A 16,452-nucleotide genomic window follows, 5' to 3' on the forward strand; every position below is an offset into this window, starting at 1 on the left:
TGGGAGAGTAGGACACCGCCGAACATTTATTGGGGAAGGCCCGGAGCAATTGCGCTCCGGGCCTTTCGTCATTTCAGGACACATTTTGCTGATCAAATTCCGCGGAATTACGCGGGGGTTGGCGAAACTGTTCGCTCCAAGATTTTGGTTCTAGCGCGGGACGCATGTTGTTTGCCATTCTGTATGCAACATGAATTCGCTATTGAACGTCTAGGACGTGATGCTGCGTGTTCGAAGCAGACGTGCAGGATGTCACTCAGCTTGTTTCTACCGGGGCTCTTCCCACCCCGGTGAGATCGATTCGCTGCTCGGGGACGCGTTTGCGCGCTACAGGGACGCCCGCGACGGCGAGGTGGCGGATTACATTCCGATCTTGGGAGCCGCCGACCCGGACTTGTTTGGGATCAGTCTCGTCACTGCCGACGGTCGTGGTCATGCTCTGGGTGCGAGTGCCCACGCTTTCTCTATCCAATCGATTTCAAAGGCGTTTGTTTATGCGTTGGTGTGTGATGCGTTAGGCCACGAGGTGGTGCACGAACGCGTTGGCGTCAATAACACTGGTCTGCCATTCAACTCCGTTGTGGCGCTAGAGCTCAACGCCGGGAGCCCGATGAACCCGATGGTGAATGCTGGGGCGATAGCGACCACTGGCTTAGTCGACGCTGACGCTGCAGCCGCCTGGGAGAAGATCCAGAGCGGCTTGTCCGCTTTCGGCGGGCGCGACCTTCTCCTCGATGAGGAGGTCTTCGGATCGGAGATGGTCACCAACCAGCGGAATCGCGCGATAGCGCACTTGCTCAGCAGCTACGGCCGACTTGATCAGGATGCGCTTGGAGTGGTGTCGACCTACACCAAACAGTGTGCGCTCTCTGTCACTACTGCTGACCTCGCGGTCATGGGCGCCACCCTCGGTGATGGCGGCGTAAACCCGGTCACCGGTGACCGGGTGGGGTCCGCGCAAGCTGCACGCGACACACTTTCGGTGTTGGCGTCTTGCGGAATGTATGAGCGTTCGGGGAGTGGCTCTTTGCAATCGGATTGCCTGCGAAGTCAGGAGTATCGGGCGGGATCCTGGCGGTGTCGCCGGGTAAGGGGGCCCTCGCCGTGTATTCTCCTCCGCTTGATGCGGCGGGGAACAGTGTCCGCGGGCAGCGGGTCTGTGCTTTCCTCTCGAGAGCGCTTGGCTTGTACCTCTTTGCTTCAACCCCTCGCGTTGCAGCAGCGCGCGCAGCGGCATCGCCCGCAGCAAGTCGGAAGGAACTGTAGATCATGGTTGCTCACAGTAATTCAGTCGTATAGGGCGGCGAACGCCGTTCCTGGGGGCCAATGGTCGGCCTGTTTCTCGCCCAAGTTCTGATGTCGTTCAACGTCGCCGCCCTGCCGATTTCGCTCGGCGGGATGGTCCAGGACTTCGGTGTTCCACCAACGGTCGCGAGTTCAACGATCGTTGTCTGCGGGCTCGCCGTCGCGGCACTCGTCATGATGGGCGCCAAGCTGGGCCAGCGCGTTGGCTGGGTCAAGATCTTTCGCGTCGTTATCGTGGTGTTTGCGTGTTCGTCAGTCATGATGATTCTTTCCCCGACGGTGGCATGGGCAATCGCCGGGCAGGTTCTCGCTGGAGCAGCCGCGGCGATCATTGTTCCCGCACTCGTCGCGCTTATTGCCGAAAACTATAAGGGCGAGCAGCAGGCGACTGCGGTGGGCTCGCTTGGCTCAGCGCGCGCCTTTTCAGGCGTCAGCGCGTTCCTCATCGGAGGCACGCTCGGCACCTTTGTCGGATGGCGACCGGTCTTCGGCATTACGCTCGCTCTCGCGCTTGCCGTGTTCGTGCTGAGTTTCACACTGCGTTCTGACCGGGGCGACCGTTCGGTGAGGATCGACCTCGTCGCTTCCTCCCTCATCGGTGGCGCAATCGTTCTCCTCACGCTCGGCTTCAACAACCTCAACGGGTGAGGCATCGTGCACGCGAGTGAAGCAGCTCCGTTCTCGTTCCTCGGTCTCTCTCCCGCGCCCATTTTTGCCGTCGTCGGCATCGTGCTCGGCCAGTTGTTCTTCATGCGCACCCGGGCACGTAAGCGCCAAGGTCGTGTGCCGCTCGTCGATCTCGATGTGCTCCGGAATCCGACCGAGCGGGCTGCCGTATATGCCATGTTCGTGATCGTCGCGATGGAGGCGGCGATCAACTTCACTGTTCCGACATATATTCAAGTGGTGCAAGGCCGCACACCGTTTGACACCTCACTCGCGATGATGCCATTCAACCTCACCGTCTTCGTCACCGCGACACTCATTGTGCGCTTCTACAAGCGGTTCCAGCCGCGAACGATCGCGCTGTTTGCCTTTGGCCTGACGACCGTTGCGCTGCTCTGGCTCGCGCTTGTTGCGACAAACAATTGGGGGACTCTTCCGACTATCGTCGGACTGATCGCGTTCGGCATCGGTCAGGGCGCCCTCGTCACCCTTGTCTTCAACGTGTTGGTAACGGCCGTCCCTAAAGAGCTTGCCGGCGACGTCGGATCGATCCGCGGGACGACGCAAAACTTGGCATCCGCGGTGGGCACCGCCGTCATGGGAGCTGTGCTCGTGACGACGCTGACTTTCGGGGTGACACAGTCAGTTGAGCGGCATCCAGATCTGCCCGCTGAGCTGGTGGAACAGGTGGACCTTGGCAACGTGAACTTCGTGAGCAACGACGACCTGCGAAGCGTGCTTGCGGGCACCGATGCGTCAGAGTCGCAGATCACGGCCGCCGTCGAGCTTCATGAGGGGGAGCGTCTGCGCACGCTCAAGCTGGGCTTCCTGCTCCTGGCTGGTGTGAGCGCGATTGCTGCTTTACCTGCGTCCCGGCTCCCGCGCTACCGGCCAGAAGAGATTCCTGAGTAACAACCGATGATGGTGTACGTCGGACGAGACGGTGGGCGTGACTACACGCTTACCGTCTCCCCGTCGTGTGTGGAGAAGTTCAGATGAGATTCCTAGCATCGGCATGCCGCACAGCCGCATTCAGATAAACTGTCAGTTGGGCCGAAGATAGACGAGATACGAAAGTAGGCAGCCAATGGGCGCGATGATGGGTGTCATTCTCCTCCTCGCGTTCGTTTCTCTCATTGCCCACCCGCTCACCAAGCGGCTGGGACGTAAAGCCTTCCTCCTGCTCGCGGCCGTCATGGCGGGCGCTTTCGCAGTCTTCGTATCGCTCTCGTTCTCGGCCTTCGGAGGAGAGGTGCTCGTCGAGCATCTCGACTGGATCCCGCAACTTGACGTTGGTCTCACGTTGCGGCTGGATCCGCTATCGGCCCTATTTGCGCTGTTAGTCACCGGCGCCGGCGCCCTCGTGCTGCTGTACTGCGCGTTCTACTTCGACGATGCCGAGCTCGGTATTCCTCGGTTCGCGGCAGTGTTCATGGGCTTCGCCATGAGTATGCTCGGCTTGGTCGTTGCCGACAACGTCTACCTGCTCTTCGTCTTCTGGGAAGCCACCACTGTCTTCTCCTTCTTGCTCATCGGCCACGTCGCACGACTGCGCACCGCGAACTCAGCCGCGCTGCAGGCCCTCATGATCACCACACTGGGCGGGCTCTCCATGCTCGTGGGCTTCGTGCTGATGGTGCAGGTGAGCGGCACGCCGCTGCTCTCCGAGCTCATCGCGAATCCACCCGAAGGCACGCTTGTCACGGTTGCCGTGTACCTGATTCTGCTCGGCGCTATTTCGAAGTCGGCAATCTTCCCGCTGCACTTCTGGCTCCCAGGCGCGATGGCCGCCCCGACACCGGTGAGCGCCTACCTTCACGCCGCTGCGATGGTCAAAGCGGGGGTCTATCTCGTTGCGCGCATGAGCGAGCCCTTTGCCGACATCCCCGGCTATCGCTGGACACTGGTGATACTCGGCGGCATTACGATGCTGCTCGGTGGCTTCCGTGCGCTGCGGCAGTTCGACATCAAACTGATCGTGGCACACGGCACGGTGAGTCAGCTCGGCTTCCTCGTCATGATTATCGGCGTCGGCGATCCACGAGCGACGTTCGCCGGTCTCGTGCTGCTGCTCGCACATGCCGTTGCGAAGGCGCCACTGTTCCTGTCAGTTGGCGTGATCGACTATTCGACGGGCGTTCGCGACTTGCGACGACTCAGCGGTATCGGCCGCCGTTTCCGCGTGCTCACGGTCGTCGCGATTGTGTCGGCCGCTTCGATGGCCGGTGTGCCGCCCTTCTTCGGGTTCGTCGCCAAGGAATCCGCGTTTGCGGAGCTGCTCGAGGTCGGGCATGTGCAGCCAGCAGCCTATGTTGCGCTCGCGTTGGCTGTGATCGGCAGTATCCTGACGGTCGCGTACATGTGCAGGTTCCTGTGGGGTGCGTTCTCATCGAAGCCAGGAGTGGCTGAGACGCCGATCGAGGTGAAAGTGTCGCCCGGGATCGTGGTCGCGCCTGCGCTCTTCGCTGCGATCGCGGTGCTGTACGGCGTGGCCGCGCCGCTGCTCGATCCGCTGGTTCGCGGTGCGGTACCCGTCAGCCCCTTGGGGCAGCCGGAGCACCTCGCGCTCTGGCACGGCTTGAGCGTCCCACTCTTGCTCTCGACGGTGATCCTTGTCCTCGGTGTGGCCTTCTTCTTCCCCGCGCGGCGAATCGCGACAACGCTCCCGCCGGCATCGGAACGATTCTCGGGCTCACACGCGTACTGGCTCGCAACGCACATGCTCGACACGATCGCGGTGAAGCTCACGTCGGTGACACAGCGCGGCTCCCTCCCGTTCTATCTGGCGGTGATCCTCACTGTTGTGGTCGTCACGCTGGGCGGCACAGTCCTGTCGGTGCAGCAGTGGCCTGACGAGATTGCCCTGGTCTCGAGCCCGGTGGATATCCCGATCGCCATCGTGATGATCGTCGCCGCGCTCTTCGCGATGCGCGCGCGCACACGCTTCCAGGGAGGTCTGCTCGTCGGTGTCACCGGATACGGTATGGCGACGATCTTCGCCCTGCACGGGGCCCCCGATCTCGCGCTCACGCAGCTACTCGTCGAGACGGTGACGCTCATTGCCTTTGTGCTCGTGATCCGCCGACTCCCCGCGCACATGGCGGAGCGGTCGCGGCGCACCACGCGTTTCTTCCGGCTCGCGCTTGGACTCGGAGTTGGCCTCGTGCTTGGCACGGTCGCTGTGGTGTCCCTTGGCGCGCGCGTCGCCGACCCGATTTCCCTGGGCTTCCCGGAGCTCGCTGTCGCCGGCGGCCACGGCTACAACGTCGTGAACGTGACGCTCGTCGATATTCGCGCCTGGGACACGATGGGCGAGCTCTCCGTCGTGCTCGCCGCGGCAACGGGGGTCGCCTCGCTCGTGTTCGTGAACACTCGTGTCGACCACAGCCCACACCTGAGTCGCCGCGAGGCGCGCAACGCGACCCGTGCGCAGCTGCTGCGCGTCGCGGACCCAGAGGATCCGGCGAGCCGCATGAATTGGCTCCTTGCGGGGTCGAACCTGCGGCCGGATCGCCGCTCAATCATCCTCGAGGTAGTCGTCAGGCTCGTGTTCCACGGACTGTTGATCCTCTCGGTCTTCCTGCTGCTCTCCGGGCACAATGCTCCGGGCGGTGGGTTCGCCGCCGGTCTCGTCGCGGGCCTTGCGCTCGTGGCGCGCTACCTTGCCGGGGGCAGGCACGAACTCCGGGCCACGGTGTCCCTAGATGCCGGGCGGATCCTAGGGATCGGCCTTGCGCTTGCCGTGACGATGGCAATCGTGCCGCTGTTCTTCGGGCAGCCGGCGCTGGCCTCGAGCTGGGTCGATGTCGACCTCGGCCCGTTTGGAACGCTGCCGCTCGTGACGTCAACGCTGTTCGACATTGGCGTGTACCTCGTGGTGTTCGGGCTCGTACTCGACGTGCTACGCAGCCTCGGGGCCGAGATTGACGAACACGAGGAAGCCGACGACGCAGAGTTCGCAGAGGAGGTCGCCAAATGACAATGCCACTCGTGCTCGTTGCCGTGATGGTCGTGATGTATGTCGCGGGGGTGTACCTGCTCCTCGACCGTAGCCTCACCCGAATCATGCTCGGATTCCTGCTCGTCGGGAACGCAACCAACCTGCTCATCTTCCTCATGTCGGGAGACTTCGGCGCTTCGCCGATTGCCGGTGGTGACGAGGAGATCAGCGATCCGCTGCCGCAGGCCTTCATCCTCACGGCGATCGTGATCACCTTCGGCGTGAGCGCTTTCCTCCTCGCGCTCATCTACCGCTCGTGGCGCCTTGCGCGCGTGAGCGACGATCACGTTGAAGACGACGAGGACGATCTCGCGATCGGTAGTGCCGACAAGCTCACCGCCGAACAGGTCACCGACGAAGACCTCGAGGATGCCCCCGAGTTCGAAGAAGACGTACCCGATGACGAGACCGAGGAGGCCCGCAAGTGACATTCCTCGTGCCGATTGTCGTACTCATTCCGCTTGTGGCGGCAGCGCTCGCGCTTGCGGTGCCGGGCCACCGGTCGCTGCAGCGCGGCATCACGCTCGTCGCGCTCACGGTGAGCTCCGCGCTGGGCATCACGCTGATGTTCGTGGTGGATCGCATGGGGCCGCTCGTCATGCAGGTTGGCGGCTGGGCGGCGCCCTACGGTATCTCGCTCGTCGTGGATCGCGTCTCGGCGCTGATGCTCGCCGTTTCCGCGGTCGTGCTGCTTGCGGTGTTCATCTTCTCGATCGGCCAGGGCCTCGCAGACGGCGACGAGGAAACGCCCGTCTCCATCTACTACCCGACGTACCTGGTGCTCGGCGCCGGCGTCTTCAACGCGTTCATCGCCGGCGACCTGTTCAACCTCTACGTCGGCTTTGAGATCCTCCTCGTCTCGAGCTACGTGCTCATTACCCTCGGCGGCACCGCCGCACGGATCCGTGCTGGCGTTACCTACGTCGTTGTCTCACTGGTCTCGTCGATCCTGTTCCTGGCGGCGATTGGTCTCGTCTACGGGGCAACCGGCACCGTGAACATGGCGCAGCTTGCCACCCGCATCGCTGAGCTTCCGAGTGATCTCCAATTGATCCTCAATCTCGCACTGCTCATCGCGTTCGGCATCAAGGCGGCGGTGTTCCCGCTCGCCTTCTGGCTGCCTGACTCGTACCCGACGGCTCCGGCGCCCGTCACCGCGGTCTTCGCGGGGCTCCTCACGAAGGTCGGCGTCTACGCAATCATTCGGACGCAGACGATGCTCTTTCCCGAGTCGAGCGTCGATCCGTTATTGATGGTGATCGCCGCGTTGACGCTCATCGTCGGCATCCTTGGGGCGATTTCGCAGCTCGACGTGAAGCGGATGCTCTCCTTCACACTGATCAGCCACATCGGGTACATGATTTTCGGCATCGCGATTGCGAACGCCGCCGGATTCTCCGCCACGATCTACTACATCGCGCACCACATTATTGTGCAGACGACGCTGTTCCTCGCCGTCGGGCTCATGGAGCGACAGGGCGGCACGACGTCACTCTCGGGGCTCGGCGGGCTCATGCGCAGTGCGCCGGTCATCGCGGTGCTGTTCTTCGTGCCGATGCTCAACCTCGGCGGGATCCCACCGTTCTCAGGGTTCCTCGGCAAGCTCGGGCTGTTCACCGCCGCGGCGGATCTCCAGGAGCCAGGGGCCTACTGGCTCATCGGCATCGGCGCGCTCGTATCGCTGCTCACGCTGTACGCGCTTGCGCGAGCCTGGGTGCTCGCGTTCTGGCGCCCGAAGCCCGTGACCGCCCCAGCTGCCGAGCCAGTCAAGGCTCCCTCGACCGAGGCACTCATGCTCCGCGAGCGTGAGGAAGCGATGATCGAGCGGCTCCAGGATGCACCTGACGCGGCCCCTACACAGGAGAAGCGGGGAATCCCGAAGCTCATGATCGCGGCGACCGCAGGGATGATCGGGGTGAGCCTCGTGCTCACGTTCGCAGCAGGCCCGCTCTTCGCCTACGCGGAACGCGCAGGCGAAGATCTCGCGGCGCCCGAGAAGCTCGCGGGCCTCGTTCTCAACGGCGAGCAGCCCAACGGCGGCAGCGGCTCGACCACCGCACCGGGGGAGGACACTGATGGCTAGGCGCGCACCTCGCTCGGTGACGGGCATGGAGCTGATCGTTCGCTTCCACGAGCTCCCGCTGCTCGTGGGCCTTGTCGTGCTCTGGATGATGCTCTGGCAAGAGGTCTCACTGTTGTCGTTCGTCAGCGGTCTCGTGGTGTCCATCGTGATGATGCGCGTGTTCTATCTGCCGCCTGTCGCGCTCGCTGGCCGCTTTAACCCCTGGTACGCGCTCCGGTACGTCGGGTACTTCCTGTGGAACCTCACCCGGGCGTCATTCGAAGTGGCGTGGCTCGCCGTGCGGCCTGGGCCCGTGCCGAAAACCTCGATCATTGCCGTGCGGCTGCGCACGAGCTCCGACTTTATTCTCACGATCGTCGGTCTCACCATTTCGCTCATCCCGGGTTCGCTCGTCGCCGAGGTCGACCGCTACGGGTCCACGCTCTATCTGCACGTGCTCAACACGCCATCGCAGAAGGCGATCACGAAGATGCGGCACGACGTCGCGACGATCGAACGCCTCCTGATTCTCACGCTCGGATCCAAAGAAGAAGTGAAGGCGGTGCGGCCATGACGTTTGAGAAGATCATGTTCCTCATTGTGGGGATCGGCCTCACCTTCACCGCGCTCGCTGCGCTCGTTCGGATCGTGCGCGGCCCGACGATTCTCGACCGGATGGTCGCCTCTGACGTGCTCCTCACGACCGTGATTCTTGCCCTCGGCGCCGACATGGTCGCGCGCGGACATACGGACTCGATCCCGATCATGGTCGCGATCGCCGCGACCGCGACGTTTGCGACGATCGTCGTGTCGCGGTACGTGAAGCGACGGAACGAGCAAGCTGTCAGTGACACGACGGGAGAGGCTGGCCATGTTTGATCAGATTCTCGATATCGCGGCGCTCGTCTGTCTCGTGCTGGCGGCGCTGCTGTCGGCCGCCGCAGGCGTGGGTTTGCTCCGTTTCACTGACTCGTTGAGTCGGTTGCACGCGGCAACGAAGCCCCAAATCTTTGGGCTCCTGCTCGTGATCGCTGCCGTCGCTATTGACGAGCGATCCCTCGGCGTCTTTCTTGCCCTGGTGCCGGTCTTCGTGTTCCAAGCGCTGACGGCTCCGACCGCCGCACACATGGTCGGTCGTGCCGCCTACCGAACGGGCCAGCTCGACGGTGAGATCATTCTCGTCGACGAGCTTGGTCCCGCAGTCGCGAGGGCGACCGCGCGGGCTGCAGATCAGGATCGCGAGCAGGCGCTCGCCGAGGAGGCGCGCGACAGGGAGCTCGCTGGCCTTGACCGTGCGGGGCAGAACCGCGTCTTGGATGACGCGATCGTGCAGCGTCGAGCCGAGCGGCTCCGCGGCGAGCGGGGCGAGTTCGAGACTGAGCCTCCCGGGAACGACCCCGAGCTGAGCTGAGCTGGGCTCGAGCTGAGCTGAGCTGGGCTCGAGCTGAGCTGGTGAGTACCGGGGCGAGTGAGCGCAGTGCGGTGTGCGCTCGCTGCGCCCTCGGCGGAGTGCTTAGACGCGGCTAACGGGGCGGATGCCGACGCGCACAGTTCCGCCGGTTGCAGCGAAGGCAATGGCGCTGTCGATGTCAGCGAGCGAGAATTCGGCGCCGACGAGTTCCCGGAACGGGTAGGCGCCGTGCCGGTCGAGGAGGTACTCGACGGCCTGCTCGAGATGCGCGGCGGTGTAGTTGTGGAGGCCGCGGATGCTCCGGAGACCGCGCACCATCGACTCAGGATCGATCGGGACCTGCCCTACCGGATGAACGCTTCCGACGAGCACAGCGACGCCCCCAAGGTCGAGCGTGTTGATGGCCTGTGCGACGGCGGCAGCGTTGCCCGAAGCCTCGATGACGACGTGAACGCCCTCTTCTGCTCCCAGCTCCCGAAGGGCGTCGTGCAGCGAGCCCGGAGCAGTATCCGGCAGCGTGGGATCCGCGGTGTGTGCTGCGCCGAAGCGCTCCGCGAGCGCACGCCGCTGCGGATTGGGGTCGGCCGCGATCACGCGCGCACCGCGATCGGTGGCGATGGCGATGGCTGTGAGCCCGACGAGACCTGCGCCGGTGACGAGCACGGTGGCGCCGTCGAGGTCTGTGATCTGCGCGGCATGGTCGAGCGCGGCGACGGCAGTTGCCGTGCCGCACGTCAGGGGAGCGGCGACCTCCGGGGGAAGATCGTCTGAGATCGTGACGATCGTGGTGCCGGCGAGCAACTGCATGTGGGTGGCAAAGCCGCCACTGAGCGACCATTCAGGCGTGAACTGTTCGTGCCCGTACTTGCGGAGGGCGCGACACTTTTGGGTGAGGCCGCGCTGACACCTGTCGCAGTCACCGCAGCTCACGGTGAGCGACCACACGACGCGATCCCCGACCGCGAGGGGGAGACCAGCGGCGGTGAGCGTGCCTTCGCCGACGGCGACGACCCGACCGAGCTGTTCATGGCCGAGGACGAGGGGGACGGGCGCGCTGCGCCTGCCTGAGACGGTGTGGAGGTCAGAGCCGCAGACGGTCGCGTACTCGAGCTCCACGAGCGCGTCACCCGGCCCGAGCCGGACCTCGCTGATCAGCCGAGCCTCGTGCGGGCGCGCGGTGGCGCTCCAGACCATCGCGGTGGCTGAGACGGACGTTGCCGGTGTGACAGCGGTTGCCGCTGCGGTGGTGCCTGAGGCGTGAGTGTGCTGGGTCACAGCGTGATCCTTTCGACGTGTGGGCGGCAGCGGTAGCCGCCCACACGGGTGGGTAGAGTCGGCGGTGGGGCGTCGGTGCTTAGCGGAACACGCGGCGCATCCACATCGCGAGCCCCTCGACTGCGAGCACCGTGACGAGGATCATCGCGACAATCGCGGTGACGACGCCGTAGTTTGAGCCCTGGCCTGCGTTGAGCAGGTAGTAGCCGATGCCGCCGCCGCCGACGATGCCGAGGATCGTTGCCGCGCGAATGTTCGTGTCGAGCAGGTAGAACGTGTGGCCGATGAGCGCGCGCGTTCCCTGCGGCACGGTGGCGGCGGCGTACACCTGCGTGCGCGTTGCGCCGGTAGCCGCGAGCGCGCGCTCGGGGCCCGAATCGACCTCCTCGAAGGAGTCGGCGATGAGCTTACCGAGCAGTCCGACGCCGCCGATGGCGAGGGCGAGCGTTCCGGCCTGTGCGCCGAGACCGGTCACCACAATGAGCACGATCGCGAGGATCACTTCGGGGATGCCACGGATCACGACGAGGAGGAACCTGCTGAAGCCGCGGATCGCGCCGTTCGGGGCGACGTTGCGTGCGGCGAACGAGCCGATGACGATGGAAGCGCCAAGCGTGAGGACGGTCGCAGCGAGTGCGATTGCGATGGTCTCGCCCATCGCCCCGAACATCGTGCTTGCCTCGTAATTGCCGAAGCTTGGCGGCCAGAACTGCACTGCCACCGGGGGGATTTTCGTCCAGAACGTGAGCAGGTCACCCCACTGGATGTTCGTGACGAGTACGCTCGCGAGCACGACAAGCGCGCCGAGTGTGAGCCAGGCCGTGTTCCTGCGGCGGGCCGCATCCCACGGGCGGCGCATGGCCGCTGCGACGGTGGTCGGACCCGCGGTCGCGACGACGGGCATCGCCCGCCGGGCCGACGGACGCCGAGACCCGAAGCGGCGAACGAGACGGTCTCCGATACCGCGGCCGGTTGGCTGCTGACCCAGCATGCTTGCTCGCACCGCGCTCGACACAATCTCCATGAGAATGCAGAGCGCGAAGATGACGAGGGCGTAGCCCATGCCGAGTGAGTAGTTCATCGACTTGAACGCGAAACTCATCTCGCGGCCGAGGCCGACGATGCCGACGTAGCCGAGAATTACGGAGCCACGCAAGTTGATGTCGTTGCGATGCAGGATCGTCGCGACCCAGGACGGGAGCACCTGGGGGAGGATCCCCGAGACGAACTCCTGCCAGCGGTTGCCTCCTGCGGCGCGGATCGCGAGGCGCGGACCCTCGTCGATCTGTTCGATGGCGTCTGCGAACATCTTCGAGATCATCCCGATGGAGTGGATACCGATCGCGAGGATGCCGGGCAGCGAACCGAGGGAAAACATGAGCACGAAGACCATCGCGAGCACCACATCGGGCACGGCGCGGGTAAAGACGCCCAAGAACCGACCAAACACGCGCCACCCACGGCCAGGCGTAGTGTTCGACGCCGAGATGATCGCGACCGGTACTGAGAGCACTGCGGCAAGAAGCGTGCCGCACAGCACGAGTCCGACAGTGAGACCGGTAAGAGCGAGGAGCTCTCCAGCCGGCGGGAAGGAGAGGCCGCCGATGCGGCCGAAGAAACGTTCGGCGTTGCTCCAGCTCTCGAGCATCTTTGGTAGCGAGAGGTCGATGCCAACGAGCGCGACGCCGGACGCGATGAAGAGCGCGACGAGGGTAAGCGCTGCCGCGATCCGTTCGGGGGAGACACGTCGCCTGGGCGCGCGCTCGTGCGCTGGAGCCGCGGCCCCGAGGCCGGTTCGAGCGAGGGGGGAAGCGAGGCTCACAGCCGGATCGCCTCCGCCTCGGCGAGATCCTTCGCGACGCGGGCGAGGTGTCCAGGCGTCTCGAGCTCGCTCGTGAGCGCCTCGAACTCGGCCGTCGTGGTCGAGACGCGGCCGTAGATCTCCATGACTTCCTCGCGGGTAAGGTTCACGGTGTGCGTGTCCTGCACCACCTCGCCGGCGCGCAGCCCGACAATGCGGTCAGCCCAGGAGAGGGCAAGGTCGACCTGGTGCAGGCTGCACACGACCGTGAGTCCGCGGTCGACGGCGATGTCGCGAATGAGCGTCATAACCTGCTCACTCGACTCGGGGTCCAGCGATGCGACGGGCTCGTCCGCGAGCAGAATCTCGGGCTCCTGCATGAGGGCACGTGCGATCGCAACGCGCTGCTGCTGGCCCCCGGAGAGCGTGTCGGCCCGCTGGTAGGCGGTGGCGAGCAGTCCCACCCGGTCGAGGTGACCGAGAGCGGCTTCGCGACGGGCGCGGCCGTAGCCGATGAGGCCGAGTCGCGGGCCCGCGATGGTCGCGAGCGAGCCGGTGAGCACGTTCTCGAGCACGGTGAGCGACGGGACGAGTTCGAACTGTTGGAAAATGAAGCCGATGCGGCTGCGGAGGTTGCGGAGGTTCCGCCCGCGGAGCGAGGACACCTCTTCGCCCAGCACCCGGACGCTGCCCTCCGACGGTGCCTCGAGTCCGTTCAGATGCCGGAGGAGGGTGGACTTCCCCGATCCGGAGCGCCCGAGGAGCACCACGAGCTCGCCGCGGTTCACCTCCAGGCTGGCGCCGTTCAGCGCGGTGGTCTGGTCGTAGCGCTTGGTGAGCCCGGTGACGGAGACCGTGGGGATCGGGGAAGTCGTCATGGTGTGTGTCTTTCGCTTGTCAGATCAGGGGCAGGAGCTGCTTAGCCCTGGCACTGGCTGGCATTCGTGGTCTTGCAGATGTCGCGGACGGTGTCGTAGTACGCGTCGTCGACGGGCGTGGTCTCGAAGAACACGCTGCGGAACGCCTCCGAAGCGGCAGACTCGATGCCGGCATCAACCATTTCGTCGGCCGAAACCTCTGCGAGGAGGTCGGTGATCTGCGCGACAAGATCCTTCGGGAGGGCGTCGGAGACAACGATGGGTGCGCCCGGCACCATGGTCTCGTCGATCACCTCGACCTTGTCGCTCTTCTCGACCTCGCTGTCCTCAGCCCATCCGGCCTCGCACTCGACGCCTTCACCCACCTTCTGGACGCTCACATCGTGCTTGCCGGCGAAGATCGGGGTGACGTCGGCCTCAGGGTCGACATCGTTCTTCAGCAGGTTGTAGCTGGGGAAGAGGTAGCCCGAGGTGCTCGACGGGTCAACGAAGCAGACCTTCTTGCCCTTCATGTCTGCGACGGTCTTGATATCGCTTCCCTTGGGTACGATCGCCTGCGAGAAGTAACCGGGCTCTGCGCCCTCGGTCGTCGTGATCGAGGAAATCGGAGTGATTTCCGCGCCCTGGTTCTTCGCTGTTACGTAGGTGAAACCGGAGAACGATGCGACGTCGATCTTGCCCGCGATCGATGCCTCGATGAGGGCGGCGTAGTCGGTCGATTCGTGGTACTCGACCTGCTTGCCGGTCTCCTGCGCGAGGTAGTCCATGAGGGGCTGGTAGTTGGTCTCCGTGTCGACCGAGTCGGGGACGACGCCAAAGACAAGTGTGCTCTCATCTACGGCGAACCCTGAACCGGAGGCTTCGCCTGCGGGGGCATCGCCAGCGGGCGCGGCGGCGGAACAACCGCTGAGCACACCGGCCAGGACAGCGGCGGCGGAGAATGCGAGGAGAGCTGAGCCGCGGGGCTTGCGCATGTGGGGGACGAACCTTTCGTATGGGGGAGCGGCCGGGGTATCGGCCACACCGAAAGGCTAGGTTCAGTCATGCAACGCGCGGGGAACCGAGGATGAACGGCAGGCGAACCATGCGGGAAATCTCCTTGACGAACGACTCAGGCCCCTCCGAAGAGGGGCCTGAGTGTGCTTCACCACGGTGCGCAAGGACGTGCGCGGCACTGCTTACGCGTCGACGAGGTACCGGCTGTATGCGGGGACCGTGAGGAACGTCGGGAAGGTATCGCCGAGGGCGACGTCAGTGAACAGCTCCGCGGCGTCGTCGTAGCGGTCGCCCTCGAAGCGTTCGAAACCGCGCACGGTCTCCGCGAGGATCTCGGCGACCCAGGCACGGGTGATCTGGGTGCCGTCGGCGGTGCGCTGATCCTGATGGATCCACTGCCAGATCTGCGAGCGGCTGATCTCGGCGGTGGCTGCGTCCTCCATGAGGTTGTCAATCGCAGCCGCGCCGATGCCGCGCAGCCAGGACTCGATGTAGCGCACGCCGATCGAGACGTTGTCGCGCACACCTGCCTCGGTGATGTCGCGCCCGATGTGCACGTCGAGCAGCTGGGCTGCCGTCACCTCAACATCGTCGCGCTGGCGATCCACCTGGTTCGGCCGATCGCCGAGCACGGCGTCGAACTCGGCCTGCGCGACGGGGATGAGATCCGGGTGCGCCACCCAGGTGCCGTCGAAGCCGTCGTTCGCCTCGCGGTTCTTGTCCGCGCGTACCTTTTCCTCGGCGAGCTGCGTCACCTCGGGGTCGCGGCGGTTCGGGATGAACGCGCTCATGCCGCCAATTGCGTGTGCTCCGCGCTTGTGGCAGGTCTTGACGAGCAGCTCGGTGTACGCCCGCATGAAGGGCACCGTCATCGTGACCTCACTGCGGTCTGGCATGACGAAGCGCGCGCCGCGGCCGCGGTAGTTCTTGATGATCGAGAAGATGTAGTCCCAGCGGCCTGCGTTCAGGCCAGCCATGTGATCGCGCAGCACGTAGAGGATCTCCTCCATCTCGAACGCTGCCGGGAGCGTCTCGATGAGCACGGTCGCGCGGATCGTGCCGTGCGCGAGGCCGAGGCGCTCCTCGGTGAAGGTAAAGATGTCGTCCCAGAGCTTCGCCTCTTCGCTCGACTCGAGCTTCGCGATATAGAAGTAGGGGCCGGCGCCATTGGCGACGAGCTGCTGGGCGTTGTGGAAGGCGTACAGGCCGAAGTCGACGAGGCTTCCCGACGCTGCGCCCGCCTGGCCCTGCGCATCGGTGAAGCGGATGTGCTTCTCGACGAGGTGCCAGCCGCGAGGGCGCATGACGATTGTCGGGGTGCGCTCGGCGGTGACGCGGTACTCCTTGCCCTCCGGGCTCGTGTACTCGAGCTGGCCGCGGATCGCGTCGAAGAGCGAGAGCTGGCCACCGATGACGTTCTTCCAGGTCGGGCTGGTTGCGTCCTCCTGGTCAGCGAGCCAGACGCGCGCGCCCGAGTTCATTGCGTTGACGGTCATCTTCGGGTCGGTCGGGCCGGTGATCTCGACGCGGCGGTCCTCGAGGCCGGGGGCGGGGGCTGCAACCTGCCAGTTCGCGTCTTCGCGAATGTGGCGGGTGTCCTCGCGGAACTTCGGGTCGCGACCGTTGCCGATCTCGTAGCGCTTGCGCTGCCGGTCTGCAAGACGCTCGTGGCGGGGGCTCGCGAAACGCTGGTGCAGCTCGGTGAGGAACGCGAGCGCCTCGGGGGTGAGGATCTCGTCGGAACGGTCGAACGGGCGGCCGTTGACTTCGAGGCGGGGCTCGTGCGTCGTCGGGGTGTAGGTTCGCGGCCGGTCGGTGGTCGCGGTTGGGGTGTTCATGATCGTGTCCTTCGTGTGGGTGAAGCCGGTGTCGTGAAGCCGCTGGTGTGCTGCTGGTGCCCCGGGTTGCGGTCGTTCGCCGTTGAAGACTCCTGAGCCAATTTCCGGGGCTGCTGTGTGGTGTGTTTCTATCTTCGGCCCCGTTGATCGCCCCCGGGCGCCAAATTGGGCATGAAATTCTGGGATATTTCTGCTTGCTGAAAAATTTGGGGTCTGTCAC

Annotated in this window: 13 protein-coding genes and 1 pseudogene; 9 read left to right on the forward strand and 5 right to left on the reverse strand. The window is 64.8% G+C overall.

All coding sequences use genetic code 11. The features are described 5' to 3' along the window. Positions 1 to 220: 220 nt before the first annotated feature. From glsA to mnhG, 9 genes and pseudogenes are all read left to right on the forward strand, one after another. Positions 221 to 1,266 (forward strand): annotated as a pseudogene (gene glsA / locus AUL38_RS10980) (glutaminase A). A 60-nt stretch (positions 1,267 to 1,326) separates the two neighbouring features. Beyond that, complete coding sequence (locus tag AUL38_RS17780) at positions 1,327 to 1,953, forward strand: MFS transporter (protein ID WP_255355611.1); 627 nt, start codon at positions 1,327 to 1,329, stop codon at positions 1,951 to 1,953. Between the two features lie 6 nt (positions 1,954 to 1,959). Continuing rightward, positions 1,960 to 2,883, forward strand: coding sequence for an MFS transporter (locus AUL38_RS17785; protein WP_235590695.1), 924 nt, complete (start codon positions 1,960 to 1,962; stop codon positions 2,881 to 2,883). Between the two features lie 175 nt (positions 2,884 to 3,058). Continuing rightward, positions 3,059 to 5,950 carry a Na+/H+ antiporter subunit A gene (locus AUL38_RS10990; RefSeq protein WP_083506805.1) on the forward strand — a complete coding sequence of 964 codons (2,892 nt, stop codon included), beginning with the start codon at positions 3,059 to 3,061 and terminating at the stop codon, positions 5,948 to 5,950. Next, positions 5,947 to 6,399, forward strand: coding sequence for a Na(+)/H(+) antiporter subunit C (locus AUL38_RS10995; protein ID WP_059062144.1), 453 nt, complete (start codon positions 5,947 to 5,949; stop codon positions 6,397 to 6,399). The genes AUL38_RS10990 and AUL38_RS10995 overlap by 4 nt, the downstream gene beginning before the upstream one ends. Beyond that, on the forward strand, positions 6,396 to 8,054 hold the full coding sequence (locus AUL38_RS11000) for a Na+/H+ antiporter subunit D (RefSeq protein WP_059062146.1): 1,659 nt from the start codon (positions 6,396 to 6,398) through the stop codon (positions 8,052 to 8,054). The genes AUL38_RS10995 and AUL38_RS11000 overlap by 4 nt, the downstream gene beginning before the upstream one ends. Further along, a complete protein-coding gene (locus tag AUL38_RS11005; RefSeq protein ID WP_059062148.1) occupies positions 8,047 to 8,607 on the forward strand; it encodes a Na+/H+ antiporter subunit E in 561 nt (186 codons plus the stop codon). The genes AUL38_RS11000 and AUL38_RS11005 overlap by 8 nt, the downstream gene beginning before the upstream one ends. Beyond that, positions 8,604 to 8,912: a monovalent cation/H+ antiporter complex subunit F gene (locus AUL38_RS11010; RefSeq protein ID WP_059062150.1), complete on the forward strand. Its 309-nt coding sequence runs from the start codon at positions 8,604 to 8,606 to the stop codon at positions 8,910 to 8,912. Before AUL38_RS11005 ends, AUL38_RS11010 begins: the two co-directional genes overlap by 4 nt. Beyond that, the gene (mnhG, locus tag AUL38_RS11015; protein WP_083506806.1) at positions 8,905 to 9,444 is read left to right on the forward strand and encodes a monovalent cation/H(+) antiporter subunit G; all 540 of its coding nucleotides are present in this window, start codon (positions 8,905 to 8,907) and stop codon (positions 9,442 to 9,444) included. The genes AUL38_RS11010 and mnhG overlap by 8 nt, the downstream gene beginning before the upstream one ends. A gap of 102 nt (positions 9,445 to 9,546) precedes the next feature. On the opposite strand, the gene AUL38_RS11020 is transcribed toward mnhG, so the two are convergent. The 5 genes from AUL38_RS11020 to aceB all read right to left on the reverse strand — a co-directional run bounded on the left by AUL38_RS11020 (position 9,547) and on the right by aceB (position 16,232). Then, entirely contained in the window at positions 9,547 to 10,719 is a 1,173-nt protein-coding gene (locus AUL38_RS11020; RefSeq protein ID WP_059062152.1) for a zinc-binding dehydrogenase, read from the reverse strand. 79 nt (positions 10,720 to 10,798) lie between these two features. Next, entirely contained in the window at positions 10,799 to 12,541 is a 1,743-nt protein-coding gene (locus AUL38_RS11025) for an ABC transporter permease (RefSeq protein ID WP_059062154.1), read from the reverse strand. Then, positions 12,538 to 13,398 carry a phosphonate ABC transporter ATP-binding protein gene (gene phnC, locus AUL38_RS11030; protein WP_059062156.1) on the reverse strand — a complete coding sequence of 287 codons (861 nt, stop codon included), beginning with the start codon at positions 13,396 to 13,398 and terminating at the stop codon, positions 12,538 to 12,540. Before phnC ends, AUL38_RS11025 begins: the two co-directional genes overlap by 4 nt. A gap of 41 nt (positions 13,399 to 13,439) precedes the next feature. Continuing rightward, positions 13,440 to 14,372, reverse strand: coding sequence for a phosphate/phosphite/phosphonate ABC transporter substrate-binding protein (locus tag AUL38_RS11035; RefSeq protein ID WP_059062157.1), 933 nt, complete (start codon positions 14,370 to 14,372; stop codon positions 13,440 to 13,442). Between the two features lie 204 nt (positions 14,373 to 14,576). Beyond that, positions 14,577 to 16,232, reverse strand: a complete 1,656-nt coding sequence (aceB, locus tag AUL38_RS11040) for a malate synthase A (protein WP_059062159.1) — start codon at positions 16,230 to 16,232, stop codon at positions 14,577 to 14,579. Positions 16,233 to 16,452: the final 220 nt, after the last annotated feature.

Origin of the sequence: Leucobacter sp. G161 (assembly GCF_001482305.1) — a bacterium.
Classification (GTDB): domain Bacteria; phylum Actinomycetota; class Actinomycetes; order Actinomycetales; family Microbacteriaceae; genus Leucobacter.

What these genes read in the sequence shown, in the direction of transcription:
- AUL38_RS17780 (WP_255355611.1), top strand. Translation starts at nt 1,327, where the DNA reads ATGGTCGGCCTGTTTCTCGCCCAAGTTCTGATGTCGTTCAACGTCGCC.
- AUL38_RS10990 (WP_083506805.1), top strand. Translation starts at nt 3,059, where the DNA reads ATGGGCGCGATGATGGGTGTCATTCTCCTCCTCGCGTTCGTTTCTCTC.
- AUL38_RS10995 (WP_059062144.1), top strand. Translation starts at nt 5,947, where the DNA reads ATGACAATGCCACTCGTGCTCGTTGCCGTGATGGTCGTGATGTATGTC.
- AUL38_RS11005 (WP_059062148.1), top strand. Translation starts at nt 8,047, where the DNA reads ATGGCTAGGCGCGCACCTCGCTCGGTGACGGGCATGGAGCTGATCGTT.
- AUL38_RS11010 (WP_059062150.1), top strand. Translation starts at nt 8,604, where the DNA reads ATGACGTTTGAGAAGATCATGTTCCTCATTGTGGGGATCGGCCTCACC.
- mnhG (WP_083506806.1), top strand. Translation starts at nt 8,905, where the DNA reads ATGTTTGATCAGATTCTCGATATCGCGGCGCTCGTCTGTCTCGTGCTG.
- phnC (WP_059062156.1), bottom strand. Translation starts at nt 13,398, where the DNA reads ATGACGACTTCCCCGATCCCCACGGTCTCCGTCACCGGGCTCACCAAG.
- AUL38_RS11035 (WP_059062157.1), bottom strand. Translation starts at nt 14,372, where the DNA reads ATGCGCAAGCCCCGCGGCTCAGCTCTCCTCGCATTCTCCGCCGCCGCT.
- aceB (WP_059062159.1), bottom strand. Translation starts at nt 16,232, where the DNA reads ATGAACACCCCAACCGCGACCACCGACCGGCCGCGAACCTACACCCCG.